General features: G+C 40.8%; 10 protein-coding genes. 2 read left to right on the plus strand and 8 right to left on the minus strand.

Annotated features, from left to right (window positions below):
- The first annotated feature begins 12 nt into the window (after window positions 1-12).
- Window positions 13-1,083 (plus strand): DUF3083 family protein, encoded by a 1,071-nt coding sequence (locus tag P20429_RS01315; protein ID WP_007586863.1) that lies wholly within the window; start codon window positions 13-15, stop codon window positions 1,081-1,083.
- A 60-nt stretch (window positions 1,084-1,143) separates the two neighbouring features.
- On the opposite strand, the gene sucD is transcribed toward P20429_RS01315, so the two are convergent.
- The 8 genes from sucD to sdhC all read right to left on the minus strand — a co-directional run bounded on the left by sucD (window position 1,144) and on the right by sdhC (window position 11,010).
- Window positions 1,144-2,016: a succinate--CoA ligase subunit alpha gene (gene sucD, locus P20429_RS01310; RefSeq protein WP_007586864.1), complete on the minus strand. Its 873-nt coding sequence runs from the start codon at window positions 2,014-2,016 to the stop codon at window positions 1,144-1,146.
- Window positions 2,016-3,182: an ADP-forming succinate--CoA ligase subunit beta gene (gene sucC / locus P20429_RS01305; RefSeq protein WP_007586870.1), complete on the minus strand. Its 1,167-nt coding sequence runs from the start codon at window positions 3,180-3,182 to the stop codon at window positions 2,016-2,018. Before sucC ends, sucD begins: the two co-directional genes overlap by 1 nt.
- A 177-nt stretch (window positions 3,183-3,359) precedes the next feature.
- The gene (odhB, locus tag P20429_RS01300) at window positions 3,360-4,877 is read right to left on the minus strand and encodes a 2-oxoglutarate dehydrogenase complex dihydrolipoyllysine-residue succinyltransferase (protein WP_007586871.1); all 1,518 of its coding nucleotides are present in this window, start codon (window positions 4,875-4,877) and stop codon (window positions 3,360-3,362) included.
- Between the two features lie 3 nt (window positions 4,878-4,880).
- Window positions 4,881-7,700 carry a 2-oxoglutarate dehydrogenase E1 component gene (gene sucA / locus P20429_RS01295; RefSeq protein ID WP_007586872.1) on the minus strand — a complete coding sequence of 940 codons (2,820 nt, stop codon included), beginning with the start codon at window positions 7,698-7,700 and terminating at the stop codon, window positions 4,881-4,883.
- A 94-nt stretch (window positions 7,701-7,794) separates the two neighbouring features.
- The gene (locus P20429_RS01290) at window positions 7,795-8,511 is read right to left on the minus strand and encodes a succinate dehydrogenase iron-sulfur subunit (RefSeq protein WP_007375751.1); all 717 of its coding nucleotides are present in this window, start codon (window positions 8,509-8,511) and stop codon (window positions 7,795-7,797) included.
- 10 nt (window positions 8,512-8,521) lie between these two features.
- A complete protein-coding gene (gene sdhA, locus P20429_RS01285) occupies window positions 8,522-10,294 on the minus strand; it encodes a succinate dehydrogenase flavoprotein subunit (RefSeq protein WP_007375750.1) in 1,773 nt (590 codons plus the stop codon).
- Entirely contained in the window at window positions 10,295-10,642 is a 348-nt protein-coding gene (sdhD, locus tag P20429_RS01280) for a succinate dehydrogenase, hydrophobic membrane anchor protein (RefSeq protein WP_007586873.1), read from the minus strand. It lies immediately after the preceding gene.
- A complete protein-coding gene (gene sdhC / locus P20429_RS01275) occupies window positions 10,633-11,010 on the minus strand; it encodes a succinate dehydrogenase, cytochrome b556 subunit (protein ID WP_076914908.1) in 378 nt (125 codons plus the stop codon). Before sdhC ends, sdhD begins: the two co-directional genes overlap by 10 nt.
- Window positions 11,011-11,430: 420 nt before the next feature.
- On the opposite strand from sdhC, the gene P20429_RS01270 reads away from it, so the two are divergent.
- The gene (locus P20429_RS01270) at window positions 11,431-12,717 is read left to right on the plus strand and encodes a citrate synthase (RefSeq protein WP_007586875.1); all 1,287 of its coding nucleotides are present in this window, start codon (window positions 11,431-11,433) and stop codon (window positions 12,715-12,717) included.
- Window positions 12,718-12,719 lie beyond the last annotated feature (2 nt).

The following is a 12,719-nucleotide window of genomic DNA, read 5'->3' on the forward strand; positions in this document are numbered from 1 at the left end:
AAGGATTTAAAGATGGCGACACTTAATCAACATCGTGTATATATTCCAACTAATGCACGCGCTAACCACTACCTTTTAGCTGAAATAACCCCTAATCACGATTTTTATAAAAGCTTTAGTGATATAAATTGCTGCTATAAACGTATTGCACGCCAGCTGTTTGCTTCTTGTGATGAGTACGAGCTTTATAATGTGCACTTATTAGCGAATGATAAACTACCCGTTGTAAGATTTAATGATGAGTCTTATCAATTAGAAACAGATAAACAAATGCTCTTTTTTTATAATCCCCGTTATCACGAAGCGCATAAGATTTATTACACTGAAGGTACACCGAGTAAAAAAATACGCATTCTATTTTTAGCAACAGGCGATGATTTACGAGCCAATTCTGCAGAATTTCATAATAAAGTACAAAAAGTGTTAGACACTTTACAAGGACAACTCTTAATAAATCAGCCCCAGTTTAAACTACGCGACCATCAACACTTAACGTATGACCTATTTGCTAAAGAAAAAGGCAACAAGGAAAGCTATGGTTACAAATTAAGAAGTCTCTACCCTCGCTACCAATCAAGACAATGCAGCATACCCAATGATTATGCAGAGATGACTTACGCCACTTTTACTATACCGGTTTCGCGCGCTATTAAAACGCAGTTTCAAACACTAATGAACACAAACGATTATGCTAAATTTTATGACTACTTTGCTTATGCATTTATACGTGCGTGTCAAAATAATAACTTAAACCATGGCGCTATGGTTGCTAACGGTGCAACGCCTATTATACGCAACAGTAAAATAGATAAAAGTGAAGGCAATGATGAACTTCAAAAGTTAAGTTTTGATATTGAATCTAATGAAAATCAAATTAAGCACTTTTATGAAGCAAGTAAATTAGTAGAAACGCTGCATTTTGTAGTGGTCGCAACGCAGCAGGATAAACATGAAATGGGCTACGGTCGATTTATGAACCAAGTAGAAAAAACAATCCATACTCTGTGTAATGAACTGGCTATAAATAAACAACGCCAAGACTTATCTGTACGTTTTTTCCAGCATATTAGTTACCCGTTCTAAATTTTCATCTAATGACAAAAAGGCCCGCATATGCGGGCCTTTTTAAAGAAAAACAAGCGATTACCAGCCTGTTTTCTCTTTAAGTGCTTTACCGATATCAGCAAGTGAACGTACAGTTTTTACGCCCGCAGCTTCTAATGCAGCAAATTTCTCATCAGCAGTACCTTTACCGCCGGCAATGATTGCGCCAGCGTGACCCATACGCTTACCTTCTGGTGCAGTAACACCAGCAATGTAAGATACTACAGGTTTAGTAACGTTAGCTTTGATGTACTCTGCAGCTTCTTCTTCTGCAGTACCACCAATTTCACCAATCATTACGATTGCTTCAGTTTGTGGATCTTTTTCGAACATTTCTAGAACGTCGATAAAGTTAGTACCTGGAATTGGATCACCACCAATACCAACACACGTAGACTGACCAAAACCAGCATCAGTAGTTTGCTTAACTGCTTCGTACGTTAAAGTACCAGAGCGAGAAACAATACCTACTTTACCAGGTTTGTGGATATGACCAGGCATGATACCAATCTTAGTTTGACCAGGAGTAATAACACCTGGGCAGTTAGGACCGATCATACGAGTACCTGTTTGATCTAGTTTGATTTTAACATCAACCATATCAAGTGTAGGGATACCTTCAGTAATACAAACTATTAGCTCGATGCCAGCATCGATAGCTTCTAAGATTGCATCTTTACAGAAAGGAGCTGGTACGTAGATAACTGAAGCAGTTGCGCCAGTTTCTTTTACAGCATCACGAACTGTGTTGAATACAGGAAGACCAAGGTGCGTTTGACCGCCTTTACCTGGGCTAACACCACCAACCATTTGTGTACCGTACTCAAGCGCTTGCTCTGAGTGGAAAGTACCTTGGCCACCAGTGAAACCTTGACAGATAACTTTTGTATCTTTATTGATTAATACAGACATTATTTGCCCTCCGCAGCAGCAACAACTTTTTCAGCAGCGTCTGTTAGTGATTCAGCAGCAATGATATCTAGACCAGAGTTCTTAAGAACTTCACGACCTAATTCAGCATTAGTACCTTCTAAACGTACAACTACTGGTACGGTTACGCCAACTTCTTTAACTGCGCCAATGATGCCTTCAGCAATCATGTCACAACGAACGATGCCGCCAAAGATGTTTACTAAAACAGCTTTAACATTGTCGTCAGAAAGAATGATTTTGAATGCTTCAGAAACACGTTCTTTAGTAGCACCGCCACCAACATCCAAGAAGTTAGCCGGCTTGCCACCGTGTAGGTTTACGATGTCCATAGTACCCATTGCTAGGCCTGCACCGTTAACCATACAACCAACATTACCGTCTAGAGCAACGTAGTTAAGCTCGAAGCTTGCTGCGTGTGCTTCACGAGCATCTTCTTGAGATGGATCGTGGAATTCACGGATTTTAGGTTGACGGTAAAGTGCATTACCATCAATACCGATTTTGCCGTCAAGACAGTGAAGGTTGCCTTCGTCTGTAATTACTAACGGGTTGATTTCAAGTAATGCGAAATCAAAATCAGTGAACATTTTACCAAGACCCATAAAGATCTTAACAAACTGTTTCATTTGTACTGGGTTAAGACCCAATTTGAAACCTAGTTCACGTGCTTGGTAAGCTTGAGGACCTACTAACGGGTCGATCTCTGCTTTGTGGATAAGCTCTGGTGTTTCTTCAGCAACAGTTTCAATTTCAACGCCGCCTTCAGTAGACGCCATGAAAACTACTTTACGAGATGCACGGTCAACTACTGCACCTAGGTACAATTCGTTAGCAATGTCAGTACAGCTTTCTACTAAAATTTTAGCTACTGGCTGGCCTTTCTCGTCTGTTTGGTAAGTAACTAGGTTTTTACCTAACCAGTTAGCTGCAAACGCTTTTACTTCTTCGATAGTTTTAACTAGCTTTACACCGCCAGCTTTACCACGTCCACCTGCGTGAACCTGAGTTTTAACAACCCACATATCGCCGCCAATTTTTTCAGCAGCTGCAGCAGCTTCTTCAGGTGTATCGCAAGCGTAACCTGTAGAAACGGGTAAACCATATTCGGCAAAAAGTTGTTTTGCCTGATACTCATGCAAATTCATGATGCTTTATCCAATTTTTTATACTAAAAGAGCTGAATATTTTTTCAAATAAACAACTATCCCAAATTGCGCACCTAGTATAGATCCCAAGGCTTAACATGAAAACCCCAGTACGACCAAAGGCGCAAAAAAAAAGCTGTGAATGTTCATTCACAGCTTACATTTCATACAACTAGATTAAACATCTAGCAATAAGCGAGTTGGATCTTCAAGTAACTCTTTAATAGTCACTAAGAAACCAACAGATTCTTTACCATCAATGATACGGTGGTCATAAGAAAGTGCTAAATACATCATAGGTAGTATTTCAACTTTACCATTTACAGCCATCGGACGGTCTTGGATTTTATGCATACCCAAGATTGAAGACTGTGGCAAGTTAATGATAGGTGTAGATAGCAATGAACCAAATACGCCACCATTAGTAATAGTGAAATTACCACCCGTCATATCAGCAAGCGTAAGCTTACCATCACGACCTTTAAGTGCTAGCTCACGAATACCTTTTTCGATTTCAGCAACAGATAGTTTGTCACAATCTTTAAGTACTGGAGTAACTAAGCCACGTGGAGTAGATACTGCAATGCTGATATCGAAATAGTTATGGTAAACAATATCGTCACCATCAATTGATGCATTTACATCTGGGAAACGCTTAAGAGCTTCAGTTACCGCTTTCACATAGAAAGACATGAAACCTAAACGAATGCCGTGACGCTTTTCAAACGTTTCTTGGTACTGCTTACGAAGGCTCATGATTGGTCCCATGTTCACTTCGTTGAATGTAGTTAACATTGCAGTTGAGTTTTTAGCTTCAAGAAGGCGTGTCGCAATCGTTTTACGTAAACGAGTCATAGGTACACGTTTTTGAGTACGATCGCCCATTGGTGCTGCAGGAGCAGAAGCTTCTGCTTTTTTAGCCGCTGGCGCTGGTGCTTTTAAGAAAGTATCAACGTCTTCTTTAGTTACACGACCATTTTTACCCGTGCCTTTAATTTTAGAAGCGTCTAGGCCTTTCTCAGCAATTAAACGACGAACTGATGGTGTTAACACATCTGAACTTTCGCTTGAATCTGCTGCTGGCGCTGCGTCTGCTTTTGCAGCTGGAGCCGCTGGTGCACCGCCTGCTTTAACCGAACCAATTACTTGCTCGCCTAATACAGTATCGCCTTCGCCGTGAATGATATCACCCATGATGCCATCTTCTTGAGCTACTACTTCAAGAACAACTTTATCTGTTTCAATATCTACCAAGTTTTGGTCGCGTGTTACCGCGTCACCTGGTTGTACATGCCATGTAGCAATTGTTGCGTCTGCAACTGATTCTGGAAGTACAGGTACTTTAATATCCACTTCTTTACCTTCTGATGCTGGTGCTGATTGCGCCACTGGCGCGTCTTCTGATTTAGCTGGTGCTGATTCTTCTTTAGTTGAACCTTCACTTGCTGGCGCTGCATCAGCATCACCAAGTAAACCCATAACTTGGTCGCCAAGTACGGTTGCACCTTCTTCTTGTGATATTTCTGTTATTACACCGTCATGCTGTGCAACAACTTCTAAAACCACTTTATCTGTTTCAATGTCTACTAAGTTTTGATCGCGAGTTACTTTGTCGCCAACACTTACATGCCATGTAGCAACGGTAGCATCTGCAACCGACTCAGGAAGAACAGGAACTTTAATTTCTGTGCTCATTGCTTATCCTTTATTTTCTATAGTAAGCGCGTCGGCAACGAGCGCTTGTTGTTCTTTAGTATGTACTGACATGTAACCACACGCTGGTGATGCAGACGCTTTACGTCCTGCATATTTTAATTTAGCACCTTGTGGGATTGCATCAATAAAGTGATGTTGTGAACAGTACCATGCACCTTGGTTTTGTGGCTCTTCTTGACACCATACAAAATCAGTTACGTGTTGGTAGCGCTCTATAATTGTTTGCATTTCATCGTGTGGGAACGGGTATAACTGTTCAACACGTACAATTGCAATATTATCTTGCTCAAGCTTACGACGTTCTTGTAGTAACTCGTAGTAAACTTTACCGCTACAAAATACAACGCGCTCTACTTTCTCAGGGTTAATATCATCAACTTCGTCGATCATATTATGGAAAACACCTTCAGAAAGTTCTTCAAGTGATGAAGTAGCAAGCGGATGACGAAGTAGTGACTTAGGCGTCATAACAATCAGAGGACGACGAAGTGGTCGAACTGATTGACGACGAAGCATGGCGTAAACTTGCGCCGGCGTTGAAGGAACACACACTTGCATGTTGTGATCAGCACATAGTTGCAAGAAACGCTCTAAGCGTGCTGAACTATGCTCTGGGCCTTGGCCTTCATAGCCGTGCGGTAGCAAAATCGTAAGACCACATAAACGGCCCCATTTTTGCTCACCAGAACTTAAGAATTGGTCAAATACAACCTGTGCACCATTGGCGAAATCACCGAACTGCGCTTCCCAAAGTATTAATGAAGTAGGCTCTGCTGTTGCATAACCATATTCAAAAGCTACTACAGCTTCCTCAGAAAGAACCGAATCAAATACTTGGAAAGTACCTTGACCTTCACTTAAATTCTGTAAAGGTGTGTAAGTTGCACCATCGGATTGACTGTGAACTACAGCATGACGATGGAAGAATGTACCACGACCTGAATCTTGACCCGTCAAACGGATGTCAGTACCTTCAGTTGCAATTGTTGCATAGGCAAGTGTTTCTGCCATACCCCAATCGAGTGGTTTTTCACCCGTGGCCATTAGCTTACGATCGTCATAAATCTTTTTAACACGAGACTGTGCTTTATATTGCTCAGGGTAGGAAGCAATTTTCTCACCGAGAGCTTTAAGCTTTTCTACAGAAACGCTAGCATCGTAATCAACATTCCATTCATGGCCGACATATTTAGCCCAATCAGAAGAATGTGATGTCTCTGGTTGTATTTCTGAAACTACACAATTCCCCTCGTCTAACGCATCACGGTACTCATCAGCAAGTGCTTTTATTTCTTGCTCAGAAAATGTGCCCTCTGCTATAAGTTGATCTGCATAGATTAAACGTGGTACTGGGTGTTTTTTAATTTTTTGGTACATTAAAGGCTGAGTTGCATTAGGCTCATCAGCTTCATTGTGACCATGGCGACGGTAACAAACTAAATCGATTACTACGTCGCGCTTAAACTGGTTTCTAAAATCAAGTGCAAGTTGAGTTACAAATGCAACTGCTTCAGGATCATCAGAGTTTACATGGAAAATTGGCGACTGAACCATTTTAGCAATGTCAGTACAGTAATCTGTAGAACGTACATCGTCTTGCTTAGAGGTTGTAAAACCTACTTGGTTGTTGACAACAATACGAATACTACCACCACAACTAAACGCGTTAGTCTGTGACATATTAAACGTTTCTTGTACAACACCTTGTCCAGCAATAGCAGAATCACCATGTATTGTAATTGGTAATGCTTTAATACCAGAGCTATCACCTAAGCGATCAAGACGAGCACGTACAGAGCCCATAACTACTGGATTTACGATTTCTAGGTGAGATGGGTTAAACGCAAGCGCCATATGAACATTGCCACCTTTGGTAGCAAAATCAGACGAATAACCCATGTGATATTTAACATCACCAGAACTTAGCGTTTCTTTATGTATACCAGCAAATTCATCAAATAATTCTGATGGGTTTTTACCAAGTACATTAACTAAAACGTTTAAACGACCACGGTGAGCCATACCAATAACAGCTTCTTGTTGGCCGCTTTCACCAGCGCGGTGAATAAGCTCTTTAAGCATTGGAACTAACGCATCGCCACCTTCAAGTGAAAAGCGCTTAGCACCAGGGAACTTAGACCCTAAATATTTTTCTAGACCATCTGCTGCAGTAAGCCCTTTAAGGATACGTAGCTTTTCATCTTTTGAGAATTTAGGCCTAGACTGGACAGATTCTAGACGTTGTTGTAACCAACGTTTTTCCTCTGTTGATGTGATGTGCATATACTCAGCGCCAATTGAACCACAATATGTAGTTTTTAGTGCTTGGTATAGTTCACCTAAAGGCATAGTATCGCGCCCTACGGCAAACGATCCTACGTTAAACTCGCGGTCAAAATCACTTGAAGATAGGTCGTGGTACTCTAGCTCTAAATCTCGTACACGCTCTCGTTGCCAAATACCTAATGGATCTAGGTTTGCATTTTGGTGCCCACGAAAACGGAAAGCATTAATAAGTTGTAGAACTTTAACCTGTTTAAGGTCACCGCCACTACCCTCTGCTACCACTACTTCTCTATGCTTGTTTTTTGCAAGCTGTGCAAACTGTGCTCGAACCTCTGAATGTTTTACTTCAACATCCACACCATCAACTTTAGGTAATTGTTCAAACACTTCTCGCCATTCGTCTGGCACAGAAGTCGCATCGTCTAAATACGCTTCATAAAGCTCTTCTACATAAGCAACGTTGCCGCCGTTTAAATGTGAAGATTCTAGCCATGCCTTCATCACACCTTCGTGCATTTATAAGCCCTTTTTTTTAGCGCAGAAATTAATAGTTATTATAACAAGATGGCTAATATAATTTAATATTAGCCATCTTACCTTTACTAAGCTATCAAACCGCTCGGTTTAGTAACATAGATTTGATTTGTCCAATTGCTTTGGTCGGATTAAGACCCTTAGGACAAACGCTAACACAGTTCATGATACTGTGACAACGGAACACACTGAACGCATCGTCTAAATCCGCTAAACGTTCTTCAGTTGCTGTATCTCGGCTATCAGCCAAGAAACGGTAAGCATGAAGAAGGCCTGCTGGACCAATGAACTTGTCTGGATTCCACCAGAACGAAGGACACGATGTTGAACAACATGCACACAAAATACACTCATAAAGCCCATCTAATTTATCACGTTCTTCAATAGTTTGAAGACGTTCGCCTGCTGCAGGCTGATCATTAATTAAATAAGGTTTAACTTTTTCGTACTGAGTGTAGAACTGACTCATGTCAATAACAAGGTCACGAACCACAGGTAAACCTGGTAATGGACGTACTACGATTTTACCTTTGCCATTTTTTTGTAGCGTGGATAAAGGAGTAATACATGCTAAACCATTTTTACCATTCATGTTAACACCATCAGATCCACACACACCTTCACGGCATGAACGACGGAAAGATAATGTAGGATCTTGTTCTTTTAGAAGAATAAGTGCATCCAACACCATCATGTCGTGACCTTCCTCTGTTTGCAAGGTGTATTCTTGCATACGAGGAGCGTTGTCAACATCTGGATTATAACGATAAACTGAAAATTGTACTTGTGCCATCGTCTATCTCCTAGTAAACACGTGCTTTAGGTGGGAAAGCTTCACGCGTTTTAGGCGCATAGTTTACATCACGCTTACTCATTTCATCCGTTACAGGATTGAATACTGAGTGACATAACCAGTTTTCGTCATCACGATCTGGGTAGTCAAAGCGAGAATGTGCACCACGGCTTTCTGTACGGAAGTTTGCAGCTACTGCAGTCGAGTAAGCTGTTTCCATTAAGTTGTCTAGTTCAAGACATTCGATACGCTGCGTATTGAAGTCTGATGATTTATCATCAAGACGAGCATGTTGCAGACGTTCGCGAATTTCTTTAAGTTCTTGAAGACCTGCAGCCATTGAGTCACCTTCACGGAATACCGAGAAGTTAAGCTGCATACATTGTTGTAGGTCTTTTTTGATTTGAACTGGATCTTCACCTTGGCCAGCCGTTGAATTTTCCCAACGATTGTAACGTGCAAGAGACGCTTCTAAGTCTGATTCTGAAGCAGCTTTAGATATTTCAACGTCATTTAGGTACTTACCTAAGAAGTTACCCGCAGCACGACCAAACACAACTAAATCAAGTAATGAGTTACCACCTAAGCGGTTTGCACCGTGTACAGATACACATGCAATCTCACCTACTGCAAATAAACCTTGAACTACTGTTTCGTTGCCTTGAGCATCGATTTGTAGCGCTTGTCCATTTACATTAGTAGGAACACCACCCATCATATAATGACAAGTTGGAATTACTGGAATTGGCTCTTTTGCAGGGTCAACGTGAGCAAATGTTTTAGCAAGGTCACATACGCCAGGAAGACGTAAGTTAAGTGTTTCTTCACCCAAATGGTCAAGTTTTAACTTAAGATGTGGACCCCAAGGACCATCACAACCACGACCTTCACGGATTTCAGTCATCATTGAACGTGCAACAACGTCGCGAGACGCTAAGTCTTTTGCGTTTGGTGCGTAACGTTCCATGAAGCGTTCGCCATCTTTATTTAAAAGATAACCGCCTTCACCACGACAACCTTCAGTTACTAGCGTACCAGCACCTGCGATACCCGTTGGGTGGAACTGCCACATTTCCATGTCTTGCATAGAAATACCAGCACGTGTTGCCATACCAACACCGTCACCAGTGTTAATGTGAGCATTAGTGGTTGATGCAAATATACGACCTGCACCACCAGTAGCTAATACAACAGCTTTAGATTTGAAGAAGGTAACTTCACCTGTCTCAATCTCAATTGCAGTACACCCTACTACATCACCATTATCGTTTTTAACTAGATCAAGTGCATACCATTCAGAGAATACATTTGTTTTGTTTTTAACGTTTTGTTGATATAGAAGGTGTAATAAAGCATGACCAGTACGGTCAGCAGCTGCTGCAGTACGTGCGGCTTGTTCACCACCAAAGTTTTTCGATTGACCACCGAAAGGACGTTGGTAAACACGGCCATTTTCAAAACGAGAAAATGGTAAACCCATGTTTTCTAATTCGGTAATAGCTTCTGGGCCAGTTTGACACATGTATTCAATAGCGTCTTGGTCACCGATAAAATCGGAACCTTTAACGGTATCGTACATATGCCATTCCCAGTTATCTTCGTGTGAATTACCAAGCGCAACCGTAATACCGCCTTGAGCAGATACAGTGTGTGAGCGCGTTGGAAATACTTTAGATATTAATGCACACGTTTTGCCAGATTCTGTAATTGCTAAAGCAGCGCGCATACCTGCACCACCTGCACCAATTACTACGGCGTCAAATTCACGAACAGAATATTTCACTTAAACACCCCATAATACGATTAGACCAATAGCTACGTAAGCAACGGCCATTAGGTTTAATACAAAACCTAAAACTGCACGAAGCTTTGCGCACTTAACATAGTCTGTAAGAACTTGCCAAAGGCCAATGCGGGTATGAACCATAATGCAAACAAGGGTAATTAACGTAAACCCTTTCATTGCTAGGTTAGAGAAGAGGCCTGTCCAGGCTTCGAAAGTGACTTCTGGCGTCGCTAAAAAATAGCCGATAATAAAAATCGCGTAAGCGCTGATTATTAATGCCGTGGTACGTAAAGATACGAAATCTTGTACACCATCACGTTTTAGAGTTGCTTGATTTAAAACCATATCCACACCCCTGCCAATACGGCAAACACAACACCAAGAGCCATTGAAACTTTAGCGCTGAGGTTACCTGATTCAAGTTCTTCCCAATGTCCCATATCCATAATCATATGACGGATACCACCAATAAGGTGATAACCTAATACAGAAACAGTGCCCCAAGCTATAAATTTGGCAATGAATCCGTTAAACAGACCCTTGACGAATTCAAAACTTTCAGCTGAAGAGAGAGACTCAGACCAAGCCCAAATGACAAACGTTAAAGCAAAAAATAATGCAACACCGGTGACGCGGTGAAAAATTGAAGCTTTAGCCGTTGCCGGCATAGATATAGTTGTTAGATCTAGATTTACAGGTCTTTGCTTTTTCACAGTTACTTGCCCATCTTTGCTCACAGTGGAGCTCATCTACTTGTTTTTCTAAAAACCCACCAAATATTACTGATGGAACTATCAAAATAAACGTACCAAAACAATTAAAGTTCACAAACCTGTAAATTTTAAGCTGTTAAGAATATGTTTACCCAAATACAATACGGTTTAAAACCACCGTTAGTATATATACCCACAGGGCTTTTTACAATTCTTGTTTATTTAGAGATGTTTGCGAATTAGCCAATAGTATTATATTTAATTAATACCGAATATTTATTATACATATATGCATAATGTTTATAAAAATTGACTTTAACCCCCTCTTTCACGTTAAAATGAGAAGATGTGCTTAAAACAGATTTCAGAACTTTAAAATCTAAAAATCAGAATAGATATCTTAATAGGAGATACATAACGATGGCAGATAAAAAAGCCACAGTCCAAATTGATGGACTAGATCCAATCGAACTTCCAATTTATCAAGGCACTGCTGGCCAAGATGTAATCGACGTACGTACGTTAGGTTCACACGGTCACTTTACTTATGACCCAGGTTTCATGTCGACTGGTTCTTGTGAATCTGCAATCACCTATATTGATGGTGGTAAAGGTGTACTACTTCACCGTGGTTACCCAATTGAGCAATTAGCTGAAGACTCAAATTACATTGAACTTTGTTACTTACTTTTAAATGGTGAGTTACCTTCTAAAGAACAATATGAAGTTTTTAAGAATGAAATCACTACAAGCACTATGCTTGACGAGAAGATTGCTAACTTTTTCCAAGGTTTCCGCTTTGACGCTCACCCAATGGCAATGCTTTGTGGCGTAGTAGGTGCATTATCATCTTTCTATCATGAAGACCTTGATATTACTGATGCTGAACAACGTAAAACAAGCGCAGTTAAGCTTGTTGCTAAGTTACCAACAATCGCGGCAATGGCTTATAAAACAAATATCGGCCAACCGTTTGTATACCCACGTAACGATTTAAGCTACGCAGAAAACTTCTTACACATGATGTTCTCTGTACCTGCTGAAGAATATAAAGTTAATCCTGTAACTGCAAAAGCAATGGATAAAATCTTTATGCTTCATGCAGATCATGAACAAAATGCATCAACTTCAACAGTTCGTCTTGCTGGTTCATCTGGTGCTAACCCGTATGCATGTATTGCAGCTGGTATTGCATCTTTATGGGGCCCTGCTCACGGCGGCGCTAATGAAGCATGTTTAAACATGTTAGAAGAGATTGGCTCTGTTGACCGTATTGATGAATACGTAGCTAAAGCTAAAGATAAAGCTGACCCGTTCCGCCTTATGGGCTTTGGACACCGTGTTTACAAAAACTTTGACCCACGCGCTACAGTAATGCGTCAAACGTGTCACGAAGTTTTAGCTGAGCTGAATATCCAAGATCCACTTCTTGATATTGCTATGAAGCTTGAGCAAATTGCGCTTGAAGACCCATACTTTGTAGAGAAAAAACTATACCCTAATGTAGATTTCTACTCTGGTATTATCTTAAAAGCGATTGGTATTCCAACAAGCATGTTCACTGTAATCTTTGCAATGGCACGTACTGTTGGTTGGATCACTCACTGGGATGAGATGCTATCTCAACCTGGTCATAAGATCAGCCGCCCTCGTCAACTTTATACTGGTTACACTCAACGTGACTACGTATCAACTGACAAGCGTTAATT

This window comes from Pseudoalteromonas sp. BSi20429, from assembly GCF_000238895.1.
Taxonomy (GTDB): Bacteria; Pseudomonadota; Gammaproteobacteria; order Enterobacterales; family Alteromonadaceae; genus Pseudoalteromonas; species Pseudoalteromonas arctica.

Excerpts from the sequence above, each read along its gene's own strand:
- P20429_RS01315 (WP_007586863.1), top strand. The coding sequence starts at position 13 with ATGGCGACACTTAATCAACATCGTGTATATATTCCAACTAATGCACGC.
- sucD (WP_007586864.1), bottom strand. The coding sequence starts at position 2,016 with ATGTCTGTATTAATCAATAAAGATACAAAAGTTATCTGTCAAGGTTTC.
- sucC (WP_007586870.1), bottom strand. The coding sequence starts at position 3,182 with ATGAATTTGCATGAGTATCAGGCAAAACAACTTTTTGCCGAATATGGT.
- odhB (WP_007586871.1), bottom strand. The coding sequence starts at position 4,877 with ATGAGCACAGAAATTAAAGTTCCTGTTCTTCCTGAGTCGGTTGCAGAT.
- sucA (WP_007586872.1), bottom strand. The coding sequence starts at position 7,700 with ATGCACGAAGGTGTGATGAAGGCATGGCTAGAATCTTCACATTTAAAC.
- P20429_RS01290 (WP_007375751.1), bottom strand. The coding sequence starts at position 8,511 with ATGGCACAAGTACAATTTTCAGTTTATCGTTATAATCCAGATGTTGAC.
- sdhD (WP_007586873.1), bottom strand. The coding sequence starts at position 10,642 with ATGGTTTTAAATCAAGCAACTCTAAAACGTGATGGTGTACAAGATTTC.
- P20429_RS01270 (WP_007586875.1), top strand. The coding sequence starts at position 11,431 with ATGGCAGATAAAAAAGCCACAGTCCAAATTGATGGACTAGATCCAATC.